This is a genomic window from Aquamicrobium soli, assembly GCF_042646345.1.
In the GTDB taxonomy this organism is placed as follows: Bacteria; Pseudomonadota; Alphaproteobacteria; order Rhizobiales; family Rhizobiaceae; genus Mesorhizobium; species Mesorhizobium soli_A.
The window spans coordinates 1-22,312 of the sequence record NZ_JBHRTK010000001.1; the positions used below are offsets into that span (position 1 = coordinate 1).

Here is a 22,312-nt window from a genome sequence, read left to right on the forward strand (position 1 = left end):
AGACCGGATTCTTTCGCGGAACCCTCAAATTTATACCTGAGTCAATTCGTCCACACCGCCTAGGACGCGGTTAGACTGGGAGCTACCGTTTGACGTCGACCAAGCTCCACACTGGCACTGTCGGTTTCGCTACAAGTTCTGAGCGAGACTTCTCCGGTCGATCGAGGCTTTGGTATAAACTGGGGCTTTTTCGTTGGCGGATGAACAGAAAAGCCCGCCGGCCGGGGCCAGCGGGCCACCATGCAGCGGCAGCCATGCCTGTCATGGAATAGACCCCAAACACCGACCGGCGAGCTTTGTTCCGGGTGAACCAGCGGACGAGTATCGAGCGCGCTTTTTTCTTGATCGTCGACCAGCACAAGCCATCGTTTTTTCGGAACGATATAGCGTAGCTCCGCATTCTCCTGCGGCAATCCTGCTGAAAAGGAGAAAACGATGAAACGCCTTCTTCCCCTACTCGTCATCTGCACCACCATCGGCGGCGCCAGCCTTGCCGTTGCTGATACCGTCGTGATTCAGCCAGAACAGCAGACGGTCATTAAAGAGTACGTCCAGAAGAATCCGGTGGCTTCAGTGAGCATTGCCGGTCTGGAACTTAGTGTAGGGGCCAAAGTGCCGGACAAGGTAGTCCTTCACGAGGTCCCCGACGTGAAGTATCGCTACACTGTGATCGACAATCAGACCGTACTGGTTGATCCCGACACCCATGAGATCGTCGAGATCGTACACTGAGCGTGGTTCAGGTATAACGAAACGGGCCCGCTGGTCTCCCGGTTGGCGGGCTCTGTTCGTCGTCCACTCCAGGTTTGCGTGTTTCCCCGAAAGGGCAGATTGTTGCGCCGGGGAGGCTTGAGAATGGCGGAAGAACGAGATCGCTTCATTCATCGATTGGAGGACGCAGCCAACTCGATATCGGTCGTCCCGCGGCGCGAATTGCAAATTCTTCTCCGCCGCGCGGCTTTGCAATTGCGGAACGTCGACAACATCAAGCTCTACCCGGATTTGGAACAGGCCGTAGCGGCCTTAGGAGCCGCGCTGGACAAGTCGAAAAACGAAACCATCCGCATAGTCCTACGCGATTGGCTGACCGCCAACGGCTACATGCCATCCCATGATCTGGACGAAGACACCAAACCAGATGGTACGGCCTGACCCCGCAGCGGCTTAAGGCCGCTCGCTATCCGCCGACTGCCTGATACCCTGGGGCGAGGCTTAGCGGGGCGGGTTGAAACCGTTAGAGCTGTTTGGCCAATTTACCTGAGCTGTTGCTTAGCTGGTCTGCGAGTAAGAGGTCCGCCCACGCTTCAGCAACTTTCCGCTCGCCGCTTCCCCCCATGTGACAATCATCGTAACGATCGACCTCGTCGAGCAATGAGTCTGTGTTGATGCCGCGCCTGATGCCATTTCCAATGGCGGGCATGGCCAACTGTGCCCGGACAATGGAATTGTCTTGAGTATCGACCTTGAAACCGCCATTGGTTGGCTCAAGGCATTTCGAGGTGATTGAAACATACACCGGGGCCTCGATCTTTTCCGCACGCAGGGTATGGACCATCGAGAGAAATCGCTTGCGATAGACGTCCTTACTCGTGCCCTTGACATAATCTATTTCGCCTTGGACCCATAAGACATCTGTTACCTGGTAGGGAGCAAGTTCAAGCTGCTTCGCGGTATTGACCAAGAGCCGATTGATGTCACCGCCTTGCGCCCATCGCATGACTTCCGATCCGGAAAATGCCAGCGGCACGATAACAACGTCACCGAATTTGCCCGACGTAATCAGCAGGTTTCCCAACTGCGTCCAATACTCGCCTCTGGCGTCGGTAGAACCGAGTAGCGGGGATGCCGCCACGAAACACTGGCCGTCGAAGAAATTGACGACATGGGCACCGTGTTCCGACCTATATCGCTGACCTCCATGGTTCGCGGCGTTGGACTGGCCGATCACGAGCAATACGGCGGTTCGCTCACTTTGCTTTGGGCAGGTGGTGGCAATCTTCGTTTCATCGGAAGTGAGACGGCCGTCGTCAGCGAAAGTGTAACGGCTATCGAGGCGTGGTTTTGGCCCCAACAATTCGGCCCTCAAAGAAGAGACCTGGGGCCACGGGAAGACGTTGTGGCGTTGGCTCACGCCGCCAAAAAGATATACGGCAACCATCGCCAACAGTCCGAGATTTATCTTGCTGAACACCTTGGTCTCCTAGCGGCGCGACCATTCATTTGCGGCGCCTCCCCCAGTTCGACGCGTATGCGCCTCCCCCTCCCAAGTTAAGGTGGCTCACGCTGCAGGCAGAAGCAATTACGACCTTCGATTAGGCTAGTTGCTTTGTCTAATGGTAGGGATCCCGATGGTATGCCGGCCCACTAAGCGACGCAGCTCTGCGCCGGTTCGTAAAGCGGCATCACCAGGCACAAATTCCGGGCAGCCGTTGAGGGCGCACCTTTAGAATTTGCGGGCAAAGCATCAAAAACAATCGCCGGGCAGATGAAACAATGCCCGGGAAAATGTGTTGTGATCCTAGTCGGCGTGCGGGCGGCGTCTTATCGGGAGGCGACGATGAGCGCGAGCGGCCTCGATTTTTTCGACAAGACCGTACAGAACACCACTGTCTGGCTGCAGATCATGGACGATCTCGGGCCCGACCGGCGGAGGGCGTGGCACACCCGTGGCGTTGTGCTGCGGACGCCGCGGGACAGGCTGTCGCCCGAACTAGGAGGCAATCTCGCAGCCGAACTGCCCCTCTTAGTCCTCGGAGCTTATTACGACCAGAACAGGCCATCGGATCACCGTAGTCGCGGCGGCTCGACGGAATATTTTCTGGTCCCGGCTGCGGACGGATTGAAGGCCACAAGACCGGCTAATCCCCGCGGCGCAACAAGGGCCGCGCTCATGACGCTCGCCCATCATGTCGATCTCTGCCAATCGGCCAACGTGCGAGATGCCCTGCTCCAGGATGTTCAGAAGCGTTGGCCCGGTAGCGTCCGCGCGTAGGGGAGGAGTGTCATGACTATGTACCCGCAGACTGAGCTCATTCGCGCCGAAGGTGCCGAAGATGTTGCCGCCCTCGTCCGAAAAGTTTGCGTGCATCTTCCGGCGCCTGAGAAAGTCGAGGCGTTTGCGGAACCCTTCGCCCGCTTTGCCGGTGCGCGCATAGTGCTCCTGGGCGAAGCGACGCACGGCACCGCCGAGTTCTACCGCGCGCGGACGGCGATCACGCGTCGCCTCATCGAACGGCACGGTTTCAACATCGTGGCGGTCGAGGCCGACTGGCCGGATGCAGGGCGCATCGACCGCCACGTTCGGCATCGGGACACGGTCACCAATGACGAGCAGGCATTTGCCCGCTTTCCCACGTGGATGTGGAGGAATGAGGAAGTTGCCACGTTTGTCGAGTGGCTGCGCGTTCACAATGAAGGACTTCCTCTGGCCAGCCGGGTCGCGTTTCGAGGCCTCGACGTCTACTCCCTGCGCGGCTCGATCGCGGAAGTGCTCGCTTATCTCGAAAAAGTCGATCCGCCGGCGGCCAAGCGCGCCCGGGAAAGGTACGGCTGCCTGACGCCTTGGCAGAGCGAGCCTAGCTGGTACGGCCGTGCTGTCGCGATGAGCGAACGGGACAGTTGCGAAGACGAAGCCGTCTCGCAACTGCGCGAGATGCTCGACCGGCGACTGGAATACGCGGGCAAGGACGGCGAAGCCTTCTTCGATGCCGCGCAGAACGCCCGCATTGTGCGCGCCGCCGAGCATTACTACCGCATCATGTATCGCGGCTCGACCGAATCCTGGAACCTGCGCGACCGGCACATGTTCGATACCCTCCAGCTTCTGCTGGAGGCACGCGGACGGGATGCAAAGGCAGTGGTGTGGGCGCACAATTCCCATGTCGGCAACGCTGCCGCCACCGCAATGGGCTGGCAAGGCCAATTCAACATCGGCGAACTCTGCAAGACGGCCTATGGCGAGGAAGCGGCTTCGGTCGGCTTCGGAACGGATCGCGGTACCGTGGCAGCGGCAGACGATTGGGGCGGCCCGATGTGGGTCAAAAAAGTGACCCCGGCGCGAAGCGATTCCTATGAGCGGGTCTTTCGGCAGTCGGGCATCGCCCGGTCGCTCACGCATCTCACCGATCCGCGGCAAGGCGATCTTCGCGCGGCGCTTTCCCGCCCACAGTTGGAACGCGCGATCGGGGTGATTTATCGCCCAGAGAGCGAGCTCTACAGCCACTATTTCGAGGCGGTACTTCCCGAGCAGTTCGACGCCTATGTCTGGTTCGAGGAAACCGGCGCCGTCACCCCCCTTGCCGTGGAGCGCCCGCACGGCGTGCCTGAAACCTATCCGTTCGGAGTGTAGCGATGAGTTCCTCCATTCCCGATGATGTGGCTGTGGTGCTCGGCCGAGGGCAAAAATTCTGGGACCGTGCAGATGCGGGGCGCAGGCTGGCGCGGGCTCTGATCGGCTTTGCCGACACGCAACCGCTGGTGCTTGCCCTACCGCGCGGTGGCGTCCCGGTCGCCTTCGAGGTGGCGAAAGTTCTCCATGCGCCGCTCGATGTGTTGCTCGTGCGTAAAATCCGTGCGCCAGGCCATCCCGAATACGGGATTGGCGCGGTTGTCGACGGCGCCGATCCGCTGTTTGTCCTCAACGAGGAGGCGATGAACACCGTTCGCCCCACGCAGCAATATGTCGAGGCGGAAAAGCGGCGGCAACTGGAGGTGATCGAGAACCGTCGGAAGCTCTATTTCGGTGACAGGCCGGCGATTCCCGTTGATGGCCGAACGGTCATCGTAATCGATGATGGTATTGCCACAGGAGGGACGGTTCGGGTTGCGCTCAAAGCACTCCGTCGAAACGGGGCGACCCGTATCGTCCTTGCCGTTCCGGTCGCCCATCCCGAAAGCCTGCGCCGCGTCGCGAAGGATGCTGACGAGACGATCTGCCTGGCCACGCCCGATCCGTTCGTTGCCGTAGGCAAGCATTACGAAACTTTCGATCAGACGAGCGACGAGGACGTTATCGGCCTGCTCCGCGAAGGCGAGGCGTGAGCGGACGAGAAGCCGGAATGGCGACTCGGGCCAGTCCAGCGATGAAGACGTCCGCTGGCTCGCGTAAACAGAATGATCTCGCCTTGTCAGCATCCTGCGTGGGATTGCGATGCCGAAATCACTGAAACGGAAAGGCGCTGGCAAACACAAGCCGGCCGGTGACAACCCGAAGGACAAACCTCCCAAGGATACGCGCGAGCCCGCCCCCAAGGCGGAGGGGCCGAGCGAACTCCCCGATACCAACACGCGGGAAGAGGTCGAAACGATCAGGCCGAACCTGAAGCGCTAAGCTGCATCGGGAAGGAACCGGCCGCGAGTCTCAGTGTCCTTTCGCCCGGCCGGCATACTGATCCACCGCCCCGGCCATTTGCAGCATGAGCGTTTCCATCGAAATGGAGTTCTTGCCGTAGGGATAGAAGTCGGACTTGTCGCCTTCCTGCCATTTCTTCCGCAACTCGGGTCGGGTGATGTCCCAGTCGCTGTAGGTTCGCCGGGCGAGTTCCCGCAATTCGGCGTGCAGTTCGGCAACCGACGGGCGGCCCCAATAGTAATAGCCGTTATAGACCTTGGCGACCTCGAGGCCCCGCCCAAGCACGATCGTGTGCGGGATCATCACGTCATGCGAGGTATCAGTGTATTCCTTGATGTCCAGGTCCTTCTGCACGATCCGTTCCTCGTCGTACAGGAAGGGCCAAGGCGCCGAGGTCTGTTGGCGGTAGTTATTGGTGGTGTGCCAGTCGTCCGTGGTAATGGTGACGACCTGGGTGTAGCCGACGGCGAGTTGGGGGTGGAAACGCACCAGTTCCAGCATCTGCTGGCGATCCTTCGGGCAGAAGAATCCGCGCGTCAGCATGATGACCATGAACTGGTCGCCCTGCAGGTCCGATAGTCGCCGCGGCGTCCTGGTATGGTCGGGAAGGATGTAGTCGGGAAACTTTGCTCCCGTCACGATATCTTCTCTCATCTCGGTTGCTCCCGTCGATTGGATTCCGGCAGTCGGCGAACGGACGCCCCTCTGACAGTCGATCGGCCTTAGGGGCCGCCTGCCATTGATCCGACAACGACCATCACGAGCGCATCCACGTCGATTTCGCCCTCAACGATCGTCTTGCCATCTTCTCGCCGAACCGTGAGTTTCGACGGGTTTTCGGTTGCCTTGTCTTTCGAGTTCTTCGATCACTCCGGTAATCGCTTTGGCCTCGAGCGGCTGATGGTTTACGGTTTCAGCATTCAATTTCAGGGTGCTCCCATCCACAACGGCACAAATCATTGCCTATCTGCCTTACGAATTGCCTCGGCCGCCGTGCTTGTGGTGTTGGCTTTCGTGGTTCTCTCCCCGGATCACCTGGCGATTATCCTCGTCCACCAGGTCAACCTTCTCATCACGTAGATTGGCCCCCTTTCTATGCGCCTCGCGCTCCTGTCTCGAGCGTTTCAGTTCGTCTTTGGCGTTGAACTCGTTTCCGGCATTGCTGGTGTCCTCGCGCTTTTCGATGATGCGTAGCTGCTGCTCATGGGTTTTCCTGCCTGGCATATGAAGCTCCTGTCATTTGTTCGTGCGCGCCCCAGTCGGATTTGATCAATGCCGCCGGGATTGCCGTTCTGACATCGAAACCTCGCCTTCTACAGTGTGCTTCGACGTGCCGTTTCCCGCATTTCCTTCTCACCCTTGTCGGCTATGGGAACGGCTGTGAGAGGCTGGTCGCCTCGAAATCGTCTTCCGATCACCTGCGGCTGCCCTCACGAACGCAACAAGGCCGCGACATCTCGGACGGCGCGAGAGCATGCTTCCCAAGCCTGTCGTACCACCGTCGGCCCCGGCTTTACCCTCTTCAAGGTACGAACTCGTGGCGTCTGCAGAGGTTCCGAACCTTCCCTCGTCCTCACAGCGGTGTGAAGCACTCGCTGTTTGCCACAGCCTCGCGCCGGCAAATCAATCTGCGGACGTTGGCGCTGTGTAGCGGCGCCGCACAGCCTCCAGAATGATCTGCCGGCTCTCCTTTGCCGACAAGGTTTTGTTCTCCTCGGCATTGGCGGCCTCTTTCGCGAGCTTCTTGTCGCGTATCTGGTTTCGGAACCATCGCGAATAGTCGCCAGCACGCAAGTGGTGTTCCCATGTTGCGTCATCGATGCCTTCGGCGATCTGGACGAATAATTCCAGATTCTGCGCTCGCAGCTTCATAGTGTCTTCTGACCCCGTGAAGTAGAAGCTGCCCTTCTCGTCGAGCGTGCCTTCAGCATATTTGCGGCTGTGGCGTTTGAGGGATTGCCGCGGCTCCACCGCGGTGACAAGGCTCGGGTCCTCGTCCGGCCTCCAGAACAGGACCTGCTCGTCTTTCAACGGTTTCGTCGCCTTGGGGCCCGCGACACCGGCTGCCTTGGCGACCGTGGTGACGATCTCGTTGGCATCCGGCCCGATTGCTATGACGGCGGTGACCAGTTTCAGCGCTTCGGCGGCGAGCGCGCCGGGGTCGACCGTAATCAATATGGTTCCCGGCATCTCGGCCGAAATCAGGACCTTCATATCGGCACGCTTGTTTGGAAGCAGATGATGCGCTTCGTCGATAATCAGCCAATGAGGGCGCGCGGTTTTCGAGCGCAGCCTGGCGATCTCTGGCATGAGTTCGACGGCGAATTCCGGCCGATCTTCAACCCTTACGGCTAGCAGGTTGACGACCACATTGGTCTCAATCTGGCCAAGCAGGTTGAGCACCTGTTCCTTTGTCGGTGTCGATTTGCCGTCGCCTATACCGATCGCGTCCTGCAGTCCGTCGTAGTCACCTTCCGGATCAATGATGCAGAACTGGTATTTGCGTTCGGCGAAGCGCTCGGCAAGCGCAGTGGCAAGGGTCGACTTGCCGATGCCCGAACTGCCGGCTACGAGCACGGTATCAGTCGGCCAGATGACGGCATCTTTTTCGTTAGCCTTGCCGACCGCTACGCCGTCGCGCCGTTTGATACCGAGATCGTGGTCATGCTTCAGGAGTTTTCGGATGAGTTCCTCGACACCGGGGCCCCGCTTGCCCTTTGTTACGATATCCGCGGTGTTCTTGACGGCTTTGAGGGCGTTATCGACGGCGACCGAGCACCCGCACGCGCGCATGAAGGCGTGGTCGTTTTCGGCATCTCCGATGCCGACGACATTGTGCGGCGACAGACTGAGGTCCGCGAGCGCGGCCGCGAGCCCGGTAGCCTTGTTGATTCCAGTCGGCAGAACCATCACAGCGCCCTTGTTGAAAATGATCTCGAGTTCGAGATTGAGTTTTTTGATGACATCCAGCACTGTTGCCTGATGCGGTTCCCAGGTGGCTACAATGCAGCGGCCGACCGAAAGCGGCTTGACGGCGCGCTTTTCCAGTTCACGAATGAATTTGGCGGATGGCAAGGGAGCCAAGCGAACCTCGTTTTCGCTCTCAGGTGAATAGACTAAGGCTCCGTTTTCGGCGACGATACGGTCAAACATCCGGTGCTCGGGGAAAACGCGCTTGAGATCGTCGAGCTCCCGCCCCGTCACGAGGACGAGTTTACGACGTATTCCGGGGACCGTGCGCGGAATACTGCGGCATCTCGCATGCGCTTATGGCCTTCTCGGTAGTTGCGATGGACCAGGAGGCTTTTCGTCAGTGGCTCTCCGCCCAGATGGCCCCTGCGAAGGCCGTCTCAACTGGGGGACGTGATGCCTTTCTGACCAATGGCTGCGGCGCCTGCCATACGATCAAGGGAACCGAAGCGATGGGCGTCGTTGGCCCCGACCTGTCCCACGTCGGCTCACGCGCCACGCTGGGCGCCGGTATCCTTCCCAACAATGCAGCGTCGATCAGGCGCTTCATCATCGAACCAGACAAGATCAAGCCGGGCGTCGGGATGCCGGCCTTCGGCATGTTGCCACGTGAGGAGATCGATGCCATCGCAGCCTATCTGGCGAGGCTCAAATGACCAGCCGCTCAACCACTTCAACGAAAGAGAGGCAGGCCGAGACCGCGAGGCTGCGCGCGGTATGGGACAACCCTTCCGGCTGGCGCTATTGGACGTCGGTCAACAATTTCCAGGTCGGCCTCTGGTACGGAGCGGCGGCTTTTGTCTTCATGCTGTTTGCCGGCGTGCTGGCGCTGCTGATGCGCGTGCAACTGGCCTTGCCGGCCAACGACTTTCTCTCCGCCGATCGCTACAATCAGGTCTTCACTCTGCACGGCACCGTGATGATGTTCCTGTTTGCCGTGCCGATCTTCGAGGCTATCGCGATTTTCCTGTTGCCGCCGATGCTCGGCGCGCGAGAGCTGCCGTTTCCGCGCCTTTCCGCGTTCGGCTTCTGGAGCTTCCTGATCGGCGGTTTCTTCGTTTGCGGATCGATCTTTTTCGATGCGGCTCCATCTTCCGGCTGGTTCATGTATCCACCGCTTGCCACCGACAAACAGCTTTCAGGCGTCGGCGCCGATATCTGGTTGTTGGGTCTTTCCTTCATTGAGATCGCCTCGATCGCTGCCGCGATCGAAATCATCGTCGGGGTCATGAAGTGCCGGGCCCCCGGCATGCGGGTCAACATGATGCCGCTGTTTGCATGGTACCTGCTGATTGTCGCCGGGATGATCCTGTTCGCGTTTCCGCCGCTGATCGCCGGAGACCTGCTGTTCGAGATGCAGCGAATGTTCGACTGGCCGTTCTTCGACCCGGCGCGCGGCGGCGATCCGCTGTTGTGGCAGCATCTCTTCTGGATATTCGGCCACCCCGAAGTCTACATCATCTTCCTGCCTGCAATCGCGCTGATGGCGATGATCGTGCCGACCTTCGCGCAACGGCCGATCGTCGGGTACTCATGGATCGTGCTCGCCGCGGTCGGGACCGGCTTTCTTTCATTCGGACTGTGGGTGCACCACATGTTCGCGACCGGATTGCCGCAGATATCGCTCGCCTTCTTTTCAGCGGCCTCGGAAGCGGTAGCGATCCCCACCGGGGTGCAGATATTCGTCTTCATTGCGACCATGCTGGCCGGAAGGGTGATCTTTTCGGTGCCGATGCTGTTCGGCACCGGCGGTATCGCCATTTTCGTCATCGGCGGGCTCACGGGGGTCATGGTCGCGTTGGCACCATTCGACTGGCAAGCGCACGACACCTACTTCGTCGTCGCGCACCTGCACTACGTGCTGATCGGCGGCATGCTGTTCCCGGTCGTGGCCGGCATCTATTATTATTATCCGCTTATCGATGCCCGGAAACTGTCGGACCGTCTCGGCAGGCTTGCGTTCTGGTTGATGTTCATCGGTTTCAACGCGGCCTTCTTTCCCATGCATCTCACCGGTCTGCGGGGCATGCCGCGTCGGGTCTTCACGTATCCGGCCGATATCGGTTGGGAATGGCTCAACCTAATCTCGACTGTCGGCGCGTTTATCTTTGCGGCTGGCGTGCTGGTGGTGGTAATCGATGTCTTGCGCCCGAAGCCTCATGCATTGCCAGGTGAAACCAACCCGTGGAATGCAGGCACGTTGGAGTGGCTCAGCGAGCCGGAAGAAAACTGGGGTGTGCGCTCCATTCCCATCATAAAGAGCCGTTATCCGCTCTGGGACCAGAAGAACCTCGCTCGAGAGATCAACGAGGGACGCTTTTATCTGCCCGATGCCGAGGAAGGCTATCGCGAAACGCTGGTCACGTCCGTGCTCGATGCCGAACCCCTCCAATGCCTGCGCGTCGGCGGCACTTCGTATGTGACCATCGTCTCGGCAGCGGCGCTCGGGGCGGTCTTCGTCGCCCTCACTTTCCAGTGGTGGGCCATGGCACTCACCTGTGGCTTGATAGCGGCGTCGGCCATCATCTGGTGGCTATGGACGGGGACGGCGGCAATCCCCGAAAGGCCTCGCAAGTATGTCGGATTGGGTCTGGAGCTGCCACACTACGTTTCCGGACCGGCGTCGGTCGGCTGGTGGGCGATGTTCATCACCATGATCGGCGACGCCACCGCCTTTGCCAGTCTGGTCTTCGGCTATTTTTTCTATTGGACCATCCATACTGATTTCACCGCCGGGCAAGCGGGGCCGGGTACCTTTTGGCCAACGGCAGCACTCATCCTGTTCCTTGCAGCCTGGCTTACCATGCTTGCCTCCCGCGAACTGAATGCCAGAGACCTGCCGTCGGCAACGCGGCTTGCCCTGATAGGCGGTGTCTTGCTTGCCTTTGCCGGTTCTGTGGCTGGGCTTGCCGGACCTTGGTCGCACCAAATGGCGCCCGCCGCCCATGTCTATCCGGCCATCGTGTGGATTCTGGTGATCTGGACGCTCTCGCACGCGATCGTCGGCGTGGTCATGCAGACCTATTGCCTTGCGCGCAGCATGGCTGGTCGCCTCAGCAGCAAGTACGACATGGACCTGCGCAATACCGTTCTCTACTGGCACTTCCTCGTTATCACGGCCATCATCACCTTCGCGGTGATTGGCCTGTTTCCCTTGGCGATGCGAGGCAGCCCATGAGGTTGCTACCAAAACAGATCGAAACGCTCTGGACATTGTTCACCGCACCCGTGGTGTGGGCCGCGCATTTCCTCGTCAGTTATCTGGGCGCGGCGATCTTCTGCGCCAAGCATCAGCAGCTGGCGTTCGGTTTCGATGTGCTTCGGCTCGGAATTGCCATCATCACCGTCCTTGCACTCGTCATGATCGCGCTCTCCGGCTGGCTCGCCTGGCGACAGTGGGGATTTGGCGCGCACAAACCGCCTCACGACGACCCGACCGCCCATGACAGAACGCTATTCCAGGGCTTTGCCACCCTTCTCTTGTCCGCCCTGAGCTTCGTCGCCGTCCTTTACGTGGCCATGCCACTGCTCTTCGTGACGGAGTGCTGGCGATGAAACAAACTGCCTTGATGGCCGGGATAATAATGCTTGCGCTTGTCTGGCTCGGGCCGCTGCTGGATGTCTATCGGGCGTCTTTTACGGCCCACATGCTTGCTCATATGAGCGTCGTCGCCGGCGCCGCGCCGCTGATTGCAATCGGCATTTCGGCAACGCGATGGGATGTCTCAGGCAAAACCCGCCTGTTTTCGCCCATTCCCGCCTCGCTGGTTGAACTGGTGGTCGTATGGACCTGGCATGCGCCGGCGCTGCGTTTAATGGCGCAGACTTCGCCGACGGCAACCGTCCTGGAACAGGCGAGTTTCCTCGCCGCCGGCCTTCTTCTCTGGCTTTCATGCCTGGGCGGCGGATATGGTGGCCACGATTGGCACGGCGGAGCGGGGGCCTTCGCCCTGCTCCTCACATCTTTGCACATGACGCTGCTGGGTGCTCTTCTGGCGCTGGCACCGCGGCCGCTATACGGCCTCGTCCCGGTGACGTGTCTAAGCTTCCAACTCGGCGCCGACCAGGACCAGCAACTGGGCGGCGTCATCATGCTGATGATTGGCGCGGCGGTCTACCTGGCAGGCGGAACGGCTTTGCTGGCGCGGCTGTTGGCTTTGCCCGACGAGCAAACATCCGGATCGGACGAATGAGACCTCGCCACAAGATCGGGCTCGCGGGGCTGCTCGCAATATCCGTTGCGGCGGCCTTCTTCGCTTGGCTCGGCGTTTTCAACGTCGCGGCATCCACCGGTCATTGGTCAGTCACCAATCGACTGCTGCATTTCGCGATGCGCGCGTCGGTTCGTGTCTACGCCTTAAGTGTTACCGTTCCCGATCTGCGCAAGACCGGGCTGCTGCAGGCGTCCGCCGTTCATTTCCAGGCGGGCTGCGCTTATTGCCACGGTGCGCCGGGCGTTTCGCCTTCTCCCGCTGCGCTGTCCATGCTGCCGCCGCCCCCCGGCCTTTCCAACAAGATCAGCGAATGGACCGACGCGCAGCTGTTTCGGATCGTTCGTCACGGCGTACGCTACACGGGAATGCCGGCATGGCCCGCACCCGACAGGGACGATGAAGTCTGGGGCATGGTGGCCTTCCTTCGCGAACTGCCTTCGCTGGACGGGGAACACTATCGGGAACTCGTTGCCGGCCCGGCGACGTCGGAGGCTGGTGAGGTTTCCGGTTTCGACGCCGATCTCGCGCGCTGTGCCCAGTGCCATGGTGCCGATGGTGTCGGCCGCAGCGAAGACGTGCCCGTCATCGCCGGGCAATCCGGTGCCTACCTTCTTGCCAGCCTGAAAGCTTATCTGGAAGGCAGGCGACGAAGCGGTGTGATGCAGGTGGCGGTCTCCCAGACGAACGAAGACACGTTCGAAGCCCTCGCACAATATTACGCAGGCCGGCCTGAGCCAGCAAAGCCGGTCGGAGATACGGCATCGATCGCGAGAGGGCGGGAGATTGCCGAACGCGGTCTGCCGCGTAAGGGTGTGCCCGCCTGTCTCGGATGTCACGGCGGCTCGCGCAAGAACCCAGCCTATCCGAGAATCGCAGGCCAGAAAAAACTCTACCTGGAAACCCAACTCCGGCTGTTCGCAGCTGGCCGGCGGGGTGGAACTGCCTATTCGTCGATTATGGCGAAAGTGGCAGCCACACTAGACGATACCGATATTGCCGACGTCACTGCCTATTTCACCTCCGCCCGATAGCGCATTTTGTCAGCTTCCGACCTGATTTATAGGCATCAACTTGCTTCGCGCTACAAGTTTGCCGCTATTGTCTCTGAAACGCCCAGCAAACCCGATTTCTGGCAAAGCGCATGCTGAAGCCCGCCCGGCGTGATGCCCTCGTGCTGCAGCAGATAAAGCAGAACGCCCGGATCGACGGCGCCGCAATCAGGTCTTTCATGGCGGAGGGGGGCCTCCTCCAGTGGACGCTAGGCGGGCCAGAACCGACAGCGACAACGGCGGCTGGGGCGGCTCCATCGGTGTACTCGCGGGTGCGGCTCGCATGGAAGGTCGAGGCGCCCATATCACCCTGAATTTGCTCGCTACAAAGATTCCGAATTTTCAACCTAATTGCGTTGGAGGTTGATTCGGCTTGTCACCACAGAATTCCCCGTTTTTCGGTCCTTATCAGTCGTGGATATCTGCGTACGATTTGTGGCGCTCTTTTGGAGCGTCAACATAGCGGTGCGGTCACCATTGACATTTTTGGCCCATCGGATTGTTAGGTTAAGCGCATTGCCAGAGCGGTTGCCCCGCAACGTTGCCGGCCCAGTGCCGGCCCCGATATAAGTCCCGGAATAGGTTCCGCCTCTGGTCTTGAGACGGATGGCAATTCTGCGCGAAAAGACCAATAGGCCTCTGCAGTTGCCTTCGAGAGCCAGGGAATTCGCCGTGCTGCGAGAGGTGAACTTACAGGAGACTGTGATCCTCGGCGCGCTTGTCCGCACTTTCACCGAACCTCTTCCCACCCAATTGCCATCAAGCGACCGTAAGAACGCCGCCTCGTCGGCGTGAGCACTCCCGGCAGCGAACATCGCCAGCGCGAGGAGTGCAGAAACCAAAAGCGTCTTGGTCATCGTTCCGTCTTCCTGTGGAATAACGATAATTCCCTTTCGAAAATTCGGTTCCGTCTTCCAGAGAACGGTCGGGAGATGGGCCACGCGAGCCGGAGCGCACTCAGCACCAATCGCGCTTAACGTAACGATTAAGAGTTTCGCCGAGCATCAATGCCGGCGTCACGCCTTCGTACTAGTCGAGAAGACCAATGACGGGGCCATATCCGCCGTGCCACGACATGTCGCTTCGGCCGAGGTTGGGCTCGTAAATTCCCGCGCCATTTCCTCCATCCAGGAATAGTGCATTGGGACATCTGAGGTGGTCGCGGAATAGGCGCGCGAAATCGTAGAAGTTTACGGTGCCTCCGCTTATCGCGAAGCGGACCAGGCCGCCATCGCAAACCCCAACGCCGCTGCGAACGGTCCGATCGGTCGAATCGGCAATGAAGATGGGGTTCAGCTTGTTTTTGATGACGAGCATCGGGCCGGACTGGGTGGCAAACCGGGTCTTAGGTCGACGCTGCAGATAATCTGCTGTCGTCAGGATGTCGGCACCGTCGTCGTTGAGAAGGAACACGCCATTCGGGTTTTTGTAGAAGTTGGGCACCCTTCCAGGTGGGCCGTTCATTGTTTTCGTGCTCGCGGGCCGCAACTCGTGGCCGTTCTCGACATAAAGTCCGATTGGCGAGAAGTCGGTCAGATACATGCCGGCGTTCATCGCGAACACAAGCATTCGTCCTTGGTCGGCGACTGCCTCGGCTATGGTCGTGAAACGGCGATAAGGCTCGCCATGAGCGTCCTTCCAAAATAGCCTCAGATCATCGCGCCGTGGTGTCGCAGTGCAGACAATGAATTTTGACTCTTCGAAAACCTGCTCTTCGCACGGTTGGGCCAAGACAGGTTGCACAGCGGCGATCGCGGCGACGAACAACAGCACCGTAGCCAGCGCCACGCGTTTGATGCAGAGAATCGTCATCTGTTGGTCCCGGTGGCAAGACTATAAGGGAAGTGATCGCCGGCAGAAATCGCCGGGGAGTTCAGCACCATGAAGGAAGAGGGTCGCCTTGAACCGGGCGCCCGCGCTGACGGCGCGACATGGCCAGCCCAAGCGCATCAGTCGCTCGAGTACAACTTGAAGCGCCTCGCGCACAGAGCGCGGTCCGGAAAGCCAGAAGATGTTCGCCCAGGTGTTGGGCATCATGATCCCGGCCACGGACGAGGTTGCCTTCCCTCATCAATAACCGCGAGGGATTTGCGGAGTTGGAACTGCAGCCCATGGCCTGGCTACAGCCGAGAGTATCGTTTCAACGCGCCTGCTGTGCGGCGGCGGCGATATTTTGCGAAGGATAAGCATGGCCTGCGCTCTGCGGGGCGGCCGTGACCCGCCACACTGTATCGCCGACATCGTCGGCGATCAGCAGCGCGCCGGTCTTGTCGACCGCCACCCCTACCGGCCTGCCATGTGTCTCGTCGTCGTTCTTCAGGAAGCCGGTGACGAAATCCTCAGCCTTGCCGCTCGGCTTGCCATCCTTGAACGGGACGAAAATAACCTTGTAGCCGTTGAAATGGCCGCGGTCCCAACTGCCGTGCTCGCCCACGAAGGCGCCGCCTTTGTACTGCACCGGAAAACTGTCGCCTGTGTAAAAAGCTAGCCCGAGCGGCGCGACATGCGAGCTCAGTGCGTAGTCCGGCGCGATTGCCTTGGCGACGAGGTCAGGGCGCTGCGGCATCACCCGGGGATCGATATGCTTTCCGTAGTAGCTGTAAGGCCAGCCGTAGAAGGCGCCGTCCTTCACCGATGTCATGTAGTCTGGAACGAGGTTCGGGCCGAGTTCGTCGCGCTCGTTGACGACGGTCCACAGCGCCCCGCTTTCAGGTTCCCAGCTCAAGCCGTTGGGATTGCGCAGGCCATCAGCAAAGATGCGCCAGCGGCCCGTCGCGCGGTCCACTTCCCAGATGGCGGCGCGGTTCTTTTCCGCCTGGATGCCGTTCTCGGTGATGTTGGAGTTAGAGCCGACACCGACATAGAGCAGCGAGCCGTCTTTCGAGGCGACAAGACTTTTCGTCCAATGGTGGTCGATCGGTCCCCCGGGCAGCGCGACCAGCGGGGTGCCGGGATCTGTGATCTTCGTCTCCCCCTCCTTATAGGGATAGCGCATGATAGAATCAGTATTGGCGATGTAGAGATCAGAACCGACGAGTGCGACGCCGAAAGGCGAACTGAGATGATCGAGGAAGACGCTCTGCGCCGCAGGCTTGCCGTCCCCGTTGGCATCGCGCAGCAGCGTGATGCGGTTACTCTCCCCGCTTTCATCGCCGCCGGTCGAAAGCGATTCGATCCAGCCCATGACAAGATCCTTGGGCCGCTTGACGCCTTCGACGCCGGGACTCTTCGATTCCACCACCAGAATATCACCGTTGGGCAGCACGTAGAGCGATCGCGGATGCTGCAAGCCGGTGGCCAACGCTTCGATCTTGAAACCTTGCGGGACCTTCGGCGTCTCACCGGCTTTCCATCCGACAATTGAGGCCAGATGCATCGGCGGGAACAGATATTGCTGTATGTTAGGCAGCTTCGGATTGGGGCCGATCTGGCTTGCGGTGTCGAAGGTTTCGTCACTGCAACCGGCAAGCAGCGCTAGAGAACTTCCGAACAGCGCGAGCGCCATACGGCGGCGAACGAAGAAAGAGAAATGCGCGAGCATTATTCGGCTACTCCAACGTGGTGACGATAGACCATCGCCCATCCGAGCCAGCCCGTGACGAGCAGGATAAGAACGACAATCGCGGAAAGGCTCAGTCCCCATGGCACTACGGAGGTCCAACCGTCACGCGTGTGCACGAACATGTTGACGATCGCCAGGACGAGTGCAACGAAGTTGCCGATGAAATGCGGCCAGGCTGGCGGTTGTGCCCGCACGAGGCGGTTTCCGAGGAAATCGGTCAATCCGGCTATCGCAGCTAGAATACCCATGATGACGCCGACCGTGACCAGCCAGGCGGAGAAGTTCGCCCACATGATTTCGGCGGTGCGCCAGTAGACTATGTCGGTGATGAGCGTTCCAACAAAGCAGGCGATTGGAAACGGTACCAGCATGGGATGGATGGGATGGCCGGCGATACTCGCCGTCGAGCGGGGATATTCTGGCATCGAAACGTCTTTCCGTGATCGGGAATTGAGGATCAAACCTCAGTGAACTGCGAAAGTTCCATCGCTTGCTAGCCCAATCACTCGAACTTGACTTGAGAGTCTGTTTCGTCTCGGATTTCGGGGCGTTGGGCATAGGTGCAGCCGTCGGTGGAGATTTGCAGTGTCTCGAAGCCGCGCCCTAACGCTCCACGATGGTTGCACTTGCCATTCGTCAGCAGCGCTCACTGCTCTGTTGGGTTGGCGAGCTTAAAGCAATTTGTCGGGCGTAATCGGCAGTTCGCGGACACGCCTTCCGGTGGCGTGGAAGACCGCGTTGCCGATCGCCGCCGCGACACCGACGATGGCGATCTCGCCGAGACCTTTCACGCCGAGCGGATTCACATGTGGATCGTGCTCGTCAAGGAAGGTCACGTCCATGTCAGCCGGAGCGTCCGCTTGGACCGGCACGGCGTATTCCGCGAAGTTTGCGTTAGTGACGCGTCCGTTGCGGGGATCGACGACCGAATGCTCCATCAGCGCCATGCCGATGCCGCCGATCATGCCGCCGATGCACTGGCTGCGGCTGGTCTTAGGATTGATGATGCGCCCTGCACCATAGGCGCCGACGATGCGTCGCACCCGGGTCTGGGCAAGGTCGGGATCGACCGTCACTTCAACGAACACGCCACCGAAGGAATGCATGGAGAACCGTTTGCTGGCGTCGCCCGTTTTTGAGGCCGCCGTGGCTTCGATCGGTTCGCCAATATGGCGCATAGCTTCGGCAAGGTCATTCGCGCCGCCGCGCGCAAGCGCATCGTCGCGCACGAGCCTAAATGTCACGCTTTCGACCGGCAGGCCGAGCGCATCGGCCGCCACCTGGGTCATCGACGTCCAGGTACCAGGCCCAATGTCGCTCGCCGCGGCCGCTACTTCCGCAGTGCCGCTCGGCAACAGACGAGCCATAGCCGAAGCGGGGGCGAAGTTCATAGGATAGGTGGCACTTGCCATGCCCCAGCCGATAAGCAGCCGGCCGTCGCGCATCGAGCGCGGTCCATGCGGACGCCGGCTCCAGCCGAAGCGTTCAGCCCCGATCCGGTAGCATTCTTTTGTCGAGCGGCTTGAGAAGGGCAGCTTCTTGAACTCGTCCTCCTCTGGCTCGTTTCGCAGCCTGAGCTCGACCGGGTCGAGGTTCAGCGCCACGGCGAGTTCATCCATGGCGGTTTCGAGTGCGAACACGCCGCTCACCTCGCCGGGCGCCCGCATCCAGGTCGGGGTATGGACGTTGAGGCGTGCGAGGCGGTCGCACGTATAAACGTTCGGACAGGAATGCAGGAACCGCGTCGCGCCAAGCAGGGCTTCCGTATACTCTTCGTAACTCGAGGTCTCATGACGGGCGTCATGAATGATCGCCGCGAGGCGTCCGTCTCCGGAAGCGCCGAGCGCCACGCGCTGCTGCGTATGCGGGCGATAGCCGGTGCCATAATACATTTCGCGCCGTGACAGCACGATCTTTACCGGGCGTTTCGCCACGCGCGCGCCAAGGGCCGCCAGAGTGACGTGCGACCAGGCACGCAGGCCCGATCCGAAAGCGCCGACGACGAAAGGCGAGACGACCCGGACGTTCTCCGCCGGAATGCCGAACACGGCCGCGATCTCGTCGGCCACGCCGTCGACCCATTGCGTCTTGTCCCACAGGGTTAATGTCTCACCTTCCCAAGCGGCGATGGTGGCATGCATCTCGATGGGATTGTGGTTCTCGCGCGGGATCACGTAGCTGTTGTCGACTTTCACCTCCGCGCTCGCGAGCGCCTTCTGCGGATCGCCACGCCGCGTCTCCCATTTCGACGACTCGCCAGTCGGAGGGACAGGCTCGACTCCGCCAATATCGAGCGCGCCAGCTTCCGACGCGTAGGCGGCGCGCACCAATGTCGCAGCGTGGGTTGCCTGTTCGAGCGTCTCGGCGATGACCAACGCGATCGGATAGCCCTGATGGTTGACCCGGTCGTCTTGAAGCACATGCAACCGCTCGCCGACGGCAGGGTCGGTCCTGCCGTGACGCTCGGCATAAGGGAGCTTGGGCGCGTTCCGGTAGGTAAGCACGACGATAACGCCGGGCGCCTTTTTCGCAGCTTCGCTGTCGATTGCGGTGATGCGGCCGCTTGCGATGGTGCTTCGCACGATGCGCCCTGAGCGACATTCGGCACGTCGAACTCGGCGGCGTAGGTCGCGCCGCCAGTGACTTTCTTGCGGCCCTCGACGCGGCTGAGGGGTTGCCCGATGGCGGCGGTGATCATGCGCGACCTCCCGCGGTTTCGACGGCACGCACGATGGCGCGCTGCATGAGTTCAATCTTGAAAGTGTTGCCGCCGCGTCCTTGCGCGCCTTCCGCTGCATGAGCGGCCGCCTGTCGCAGCGCTGCCGGATCGTCGAGGCTGGCTCCAGCCAGGGCGGCCTCGACCTTTGGGACGCGCCATGGCTTGCTGCCGACGCCGCCGAGCGCGACATGCGCTTGCTGGATTCGGGAACCGTCCACGTCGAGAGCCACGGCCGCAGACACAAGCGCGAACTCGAAAGAGGCGCGATCGCGCAGTTTCAGATAATGCGAGCGCCGCGCTGCCGGACTGGCCGGCACCTTGATGGCGGTAATCACTTCGCCTGGTTCGAGCACTGTTTCGATATGTGGCGTGCCGCCAGGCAGCCGATGGAAATGCGCGAGCACAACGCTACGCTCTCCGGCAGCACTCCGTATCTCGACGGATGCGTCGAGCGCCACCAGCGCGGCGGCCAGATCGGACGCATGAGCGGCTATGCAACTGTCGCTGGTGCCGAGAACGGCGTTCCAGCGGTTCTCGCCGCCAATGGCGGCACAGCCCGAACCCGGCGAGCGCTTGTTGCAGGCGGCATAGCCGACGTCGCGGAAATAAGGGCAGCGCGTGCGTTGCAGGAGGTTGCCGCCCATCGTCGCCTGGTTGCGCACCTGGGGACTTGCCGAGGCGAGCAACGCCTGCGAGATGACGGGGAACTGCTCGACGACGCCGGAATGGGCCGCCACCTCCGTCATTGTGGCGGCGGCGCCGAGCCGTAAGCAGTGCGGCCCGATATCGATTTTTCCGTCAAGGAGGCCCGCAAGACTCACCAGCCGCTCAGGCGTGCGTACGTCTTCCTGCAGGAGTTGCACCATGTCGGTGCCGCCAGCGATGTATTCGACGGGAGCGTCTTCGCGACCGGCATGGGCACGGAAGGCGAGCGCGGCAGGAAGGTCCGAGGGTCGTTCAAGCGTGAAAGGGTGCATGGCTCAGTCTCCCTTTACCGAACCGGATGCGAGGGCCGCGTCCCGTATCGCCGCGACAATGTTGTCGTAACAGCCGCAGCGGCACAGATTGCCGCTCATCCATTCGCGGATCTCCGCCGGGGAGCCAGCGTGGCCTTCGTTGATGCAGGCGATGCCCGACATGATCTGGCCTGACGTGCAGTAACCGCATTGGAACCCGTCGCGCTCGATGAAGGCCGCCTGTAGGGGATGGAGCGCGTCACCTTGAGCAAGGCCCTCAATGGTCGTGATCTCATGTCCCTCCGCAAGCGCCGCGAAATTGAGGCAGGATTTTATACGTTTGCCGTCCATCAAGACAGTGCAGGCGCCGCATTGGCCTAGCCCGCAGCCCTTCTTCGACCCCGTCAGCCTAGTCGCTCGCGCAACGCGTCCAGCAAGGTGGTCCGCGGATCGAGCGTGAGGCGATGTTCGGTACCGTTGACGCGAAGCCTTACGTTGAGCAGGGCGCATTCCGCAGAGGCACTCTGTGCAGAAGCGTCAGATATGGCTCCAGGCATGAGTTGCCCCGCGACAAGAACACCGCCCATCAAGGCGGCACACTCCAACAACTCCCGTCGGCTCACATCGTTGCCGGCCCTTCGTGGCCTTTTTTGCAGCTGCGGAGTTGTCCATACCCCCTCCTCCGCTTTGTCCGCCCCCAGAACCTGATGGGGCGGGGTTGCGAAATAGTGCTTGCGTCAGTTCCTAGCGTCTCGAGCGGGGCCGAATCCCGACTGCCCGATTCTGCACAGCTCCTTATAGGGGCGGGCGTCATCAGTCGGCGTCATGCACCTTCATTTTGAAATCAATGCCCCGAAAAGCGGGCAGCCTGGGAAGCGGTGACGGCACGCGTCCCAAGCTGTCCGGACGTCAGCGGCTGATCGCGATGCGTTTCGCCTGCGACCGCGCTTTCGCCGTCTTCGGCAAGGTCACCGACAGGACGCCATTCTTGAACCGTGCGTCGATCCTGTCTTCTCGATTTCGTAGCCGAGGGGAATACGACGCTCGAAACGGCCGTAGTGGCGCTCCGAAAACTGCCGGTCTTTATCCTCGAGCTCCGATCGCTTTTCGCCTCGCAGCGTCAGCACGCCGTCGTCAAGCAGGACCTCAATGTCCTTTTCCTCCAGGCCCGGCACTTCGGCCGTCACCTTGACTTCCTTTTCGTTGTCCGAAATCTCGACACTCGGCCAGTTCCCACCAAAGGCAGATGTCCTGCCTACGGAAGGCATGCCGCCGTCGTAGCTACGGAAAACGTCGTCGAACAACCGGTTCACTTCGCGGTGCAGCGACAGGAACGGATCGCGGTCGCTGTCGCGGAACAGGCTCGGGAAGCGGCTCCCCTCGCGTACCCACGGAATAAGATCGCGTACGCTCATCGTCATTCTCCTTTTGCTCTGATCGCCATCTCTTAAATCCCGGGATCGCCGGACAGTCAGGGCCAGCGCCCGGACGC

At 60.6% G+C, this 22,312-nt stretch carries 19 protein-coding genes and 4 pseudogenes; 10 read left to right on the forward strand and 13 right to left on the reverse strand.

Annotation, left to right across the window (positions count from 1 at the left end; translation table 11 throughout):
- The first annotated feature begins 435 nt into the window (after positions 1-435).
- Positions 436-732, forward strand: a complete 297-nt coding sequence (locus ACFOHJ_RS00005) for a DUF1236 domain-containing protein (protein WP_378217248.1) — start codon at positions 436-438, stop codon at positions 730-732.
- 123 nt (positions 733-855) lie between these two features.
- Entirely contained in the window at positions 856-1,152 is a 297-nt protein-coding gene (locus ACFOHJ_RS00010; RefSeq protein ID WP_378217250.1) for a CopG family transcriptional regulator, read from the forward strand.
- An 82-nt stretch (positions 1,153-1,234) separates the two neighbouring features.
- Here ACFOHJ_RS00010 and ACFOHJ_RS00015 read toward each other — a convergent pair whose 3' ends face one another.
- Positions 1,235-2,158 (reverse strand): sialate O-acetylesterase, encoded by a 924-nt coding sequence (locus tag ACFOHJ_RS00015; RefSeq protein WP_378218015.1) that lies wholly within the window; start codon positions 2,156-2,158, stop codon positions 1,235-1,237.
- Positions 2,159-2,557: 399 nt separating this feature from the next.
- On the opposite strand from ACFOHJ_RS00015, the gene ACFOHJ_RS00020 reads away from it, so the two are divergent.
- From ACFOHJ_RS00020 to ACFOHJ_RS00030, 3 genes are all read left to right on the forward strand, one after another.
- Positions 2,558-2,992: a DUF2267 domain-containing protein gene (locus tag ACFOHJ_RS00020; protein ID WP_378217252.1), complete on the forward strand. Its 435-nt coding sequence runs from the start codon at positions 2,558-2,560 to the stop codon at positions 2,990-2,992.
- Between the two features lie 90 nt (positions 2,993-3,082).
- Positions 3,083-4,348, forward strand: a complete 1,266-nt coding sequence (locus tag ACFOHJ_RS00025; protein WP_378217254.1) for an erythromycin esterase family protein — start codon at positions 3,083-3,085, stop codon at positions 4,346-4,348.
- Between the two features lie 2 nt (positions 4,349-4,350).
- Entirely contained in the window at positions 4,351-5,040 is a 690-nt protein-coding gene (locus tag ACFOHJ_RS00030; protein WP_378217256.1) for a phosphoribosyltransferase, read from the forward strand.
- A gap of 319 nt (positions 5,041-5,359) precedes the next feature.
- On the opposite strand, the gene ACFOHJ_RS00035 is transcribed toward ACFOHJ_RS00030, so the two are convergent.
- The 4 genes and pseudogenes from ACFOHJ_RS00035 to ACFOHJ_RS00050 all read right to left on the reverse strand — a co-directional run bounded on the left by ACFOHJ_RS00035 (position 5,360) and on the right by ACFOHJ_RS00050 (position 8,554).
- Positions 5,360-6,004 carry a redoxin domain-containing protein gene (locus ACFOHJ_RS00035; RefSeq protein ID WP_378217258.1) on the reverse strand — a complete coding sequence of 215 codons (645 nt, stop codon included), beginning with the start codon at positions 6,002-6,004 and terminating at the stop codon, positions 5,360-5,362.
- A 68-nt stretch (positions 6,005-6,072) separates the two neighbouring features.
- Positions 6,073-6,274 (reverse strand): annotated as a pseudogene (locus ACFOHJ_RS00040) (hypothetical protein).
- A gap of 48 nt (positions 6,275-6,322) precedes the next feature.
- A complete protein-coding gene (locus ACFOHJ_RS00045; protein ID WP_378217260.1) occupies positions 6,323-6,574 on the reverse strand; it encodes a hypothetical protein in 252 nt (83 codons plus the stop codon).
- 399 nt (positions 6,575-6,973) lie between these two features.
- On the reverse strand, positions 6,974-8,554 hold the full coding sequence (locus tag ACFOHJ_RS00050) for an HAD family hydrolase (protein WP_378217262.1): 1,581 nt from the start codon (positions 8,552-8,554) through the stop codon (positions 6,974-6,976).
- 86 nt (positions 8,555-8,640) lie between these two features.
- On the opposite strand from ACFOHJ_RS00050, the gene ACFOHJ_RS00055 reads away from it, so the two are divergent.
- The 5 genes from ACFOHJ_RS00055 to ACFOHJ_RS00075 are packed head-to-tail and all read left to right on the forward strand — an operon-like array spanning position 8,641 to position 13,565.
- Complete coding sequence (locus ACFOHJ_RS00055) at positions 8,641-8,976, forward strand: c-type cytochrome (RefSeq protein ID WP_378217264.1); 336 nt, start codon at positions 8,641-8,643, stop codon at positions 8,974-8,976.
- On the forward strand, positions 8,973-11,498 hold the full coding sequence (ctaD, locus tag ACFOHJ_RS00060) for a cytochrome c oxidase subunit I (protein ID WP_378217266.1): 2,526 nt from the start codon (positions 8,973-8,975) through the stop codon (positions 11,496-11,498). Before ACFOHJ_RS00055 ends, ctaD begins: the two co-directional genes overlap by 4 nt.
- Complete coding sequence (locus tag ACFOHJ_RS00065; protein ID WP_378217268.1) at positions 11,495-11,875, forward strand: hypothetical protein; 381 nt, start codon at positions 11,495-11,497, stop codon at positions 11,873-11,875. Before ctaD ends, ACFOHJ_RS00065 begins: the two co-directional genes overlap by 4 nt.
- The gene (locus ACFOHJ_RS00070; RefSeq protein ID WP_378217270.1) at positions 11,872-12,513 is read left to right on the forward strand and encodes a cytochrome c oxidase assembly protein; all 642 of its coding nucleotides are present in this window, start codon (positions 11,872-11,874) and stop codon (positions 12,511-12,513) included. Before ACFOHJ_RS00065 ends, ACFOHJ_RS00070 begins: the two co-directional genes overlap by 4 nt.
- The gene (locus ACFOHJ_RS00075) at positions 12,510-13,565 is read left to right on the forward strand and encodes a c-type cytochrome (protein ID WP_378217272.1); all 1,056 of its coding nucleotides are present in this window, start codon (positions 12,510-12,512) and stop codon (positions 13,563-13,565) included. Before ACFOHJ_RS00070 ends, ACFOHJ_RS00075 begins: the two co-directional genes overlap by 4 nt.
- 74 nt (positions 13,566-13,639) lie before the next feature.
- Here the strand turns inward: ACFOHJ_RS00075 and ACFOHJ_RS24880 are convergent.
- The 8 genes and pseudogenes from ACFOHJ_RS24880 to ACFOHJ_RS00115 all read right to left on the reverse strand — a co-directional run.
- A pseudogene (locus tag ACFOHJ_RS24880) lies at positions 13,640-13,750 on the reverse strand (hypothetical protein); the annotation flags it as partial.
- An 862-nt stretch (positions 13,751-14,612) separates the two neighbouring features.
- Positions 14,613-15,389, reverse strand: a complete 777-nt coding sequence (locus tag ACFOHJ_RS00085; protein ID WP_378218019.1) for a phosphodiester glycosidase family protein — start codon at positions 15,387-15,389, stop codon at positions 14,613-14,615.
- A gap of 334 nt (positions 15,390-15,723) precedes the next feature.
- The gene (locus tag ACFOHJ_RS00090; protein WP_449224157.1) at positions 15,724-17,088 is read right to left on the reverse strand and encodes a PQQ-dependent sugar dehydrogenase; all 1,365 of its coding nucleotides are present in this window, start codon (positions 17,086-17,088) and stop codon (positions 15,724-15,726) included.
- 35 nt (positions 17,089-17,123) lie between these two features.
- Complete coding sequence (locus tag ACFOHJ_RS00095) at positions 17,124-17,570, reverse strand: DUF2231 domain-containing protein (protein WP_378217276.1); 447 nt, start codon at positions 17,568-17,570, stop codon at positions 17,124-17,126.
- A gap of 246 nt (positions 17,571-17,816) precedes the next feature.
- Complete coding sequence (locus ACFOHJ_RS00100) at positions 17,817-19,943, reverse strand: xanthine dehydrogenase family protein molybdopterin-binding subunit (protein WP_378217278.1); 2,127 nt, start codon at positions 19,941-19,943, stop codon at positions 17,817-17,819.
- A complete protein-coding gene (locus tag ACFOHJ_RS00105) occupies positions 19,840-20,841 on the reverse strand; it encodes an FAD binding domain-containing protein (RefSeq protein WP_378217281.1) in 1,002 nt (333 codons plus the stop codon). Before ACFOHJ_RS00105 ends, ACFOHJ_RS00100 begins: the two co-directional genes overlap by 104 nt.
- Before the next feature lie 3 nt (positions 20,842-20,844).
- Positions 20,845-21,407: pseudogene (locus ACFOHJ_RS00110) on the reverse strand ((2Fe-2S)-binding protein).
- Between the two features lie 322 nt (positions 21,408-21,729).
- A pseudogene (locus tag ACFOHJ_RS00115) lies at positions 21,730-22,235 on the reverse strand (Hsp20/alpha crystallin family protein).
- Positions 22,236-22,312: the final 77 nt, after the last annotated feature.

Bases quoted from the DNA above. Each gene is read 5' to 3' on its own strand.
- ctaD (WP_378217266.1), top strand. From the start codon at position 8,973: ATGACCAGCCGCTCAACCACTTCAACGAAAGAGAGGCAGGCCGAGACC.
- ACFOHJ_RS00065 (WP_378217268.1), top strand. From the start codon at position 11,495: ATGAGGTTGCTACCAAAACAGATCGAAACGCTCTGGACATTGTTCACC.
- ACFOHJ_RS00055 (WP_378217264.1), top strand. From the start codon at position 8,641: ATGGACCAGGAGGCTTTTCGTCAGTGGCTCTCCGCCCAGATGGCCCCT.
- ACFOHJ_RS00030 (WP_378217256.1), top strand. From the start codon at position 4,351: ATGAGTTCCTCCATTCCCGATGATGTGGCTGTGGTGCTCGGCCGAGGG.
- ACFOHJ_RS00020 (WP_378217252.1), top strand. From the start codon at position 2,558: ATGAGCGCGAGCGGCCTCGATTTTTTCGACAAGACCGTACAGAACACC.
- ACFOHJ_RS00035 (WP_378217258.1), bottom strand. From the start codon at position 6,004: ATGAGAGAAGATATCGTGACGGGAGCAAAGTTTCCCGACTACATCCTT.
- ACFOHJ_RS00095 (WP_378217276.1), bottom strand. From the start codon at position 17,570: ATGCCAGAATATCCCCGCTCGACGGCGAGTATCGCCGGCCATCCCATC.
- ACFOHJ_RS00045 (WP_378217260.1), bottom strand. From the start codon at position 6,574: ATGCCAGGCAGGAAAACCCATGAGCAGCAGCTACGCATCATCGAAAAG.
- ACFOHJ_RS00075 (WP_378217272.1), top strand. From the start codon at position 12,510: ATGAGACCTCGCCACAAGATCGGGCTCGCGGGGCTGCTCGCAATATCC.
- ACFOHJ_RS00100 (WP_378217278.1), bottom strand. From the start codon at position 19,943: ATGCAGCGGAAGGCGCGCAAGGACGCGGCGGCAACACTTTCAAGATTG.
- ACFOHJ_RS00070 (WP_378217270.1), top strand. From the start codon at position 11,872: ATGAAACAAACTGCCTTGATGGCCGGGATAATAATGCTTGCGCTTGTC.
- ACFOHJ_RS00090 (WP_449224157.1), bottom strand. From the start codon at position 17,088: ATGGCGCTCGCGCTGTTCGGAAGTTCTCTAGCGCTGCTTGCCGGTTGC.
- ACFOHJ_RS00005 (WP_378217248.1), top strand. From the start codon at position 436: ATGAAACGCCTTCTTCCCCTACTCGTCATCTGCACCACCATCGGCGGC.
- ACFOHJ_RS00105 (WP_378217281.1), bottom strand. From the start codon at position 20,841: ATGCACCCTTTCACGCTTGAACGACCCTCGGACCTTCCTGCCGCGCTC.
- ACFOHJ_RS00015 (WP_378218015.1), bottom strand. From the start codon at position 2,158: ATGGTTGCCGTATATCTTTTTGGCGGCGTGAGCCAACGCCACAACGTC.
- ACFOHJ_RS00010 (WP_378217250.1), top strand. From the start codon at position 856: ATGGCGGAAGAACGAGATCGCTTCATTCATCGATTGGAGGACGCAGCC.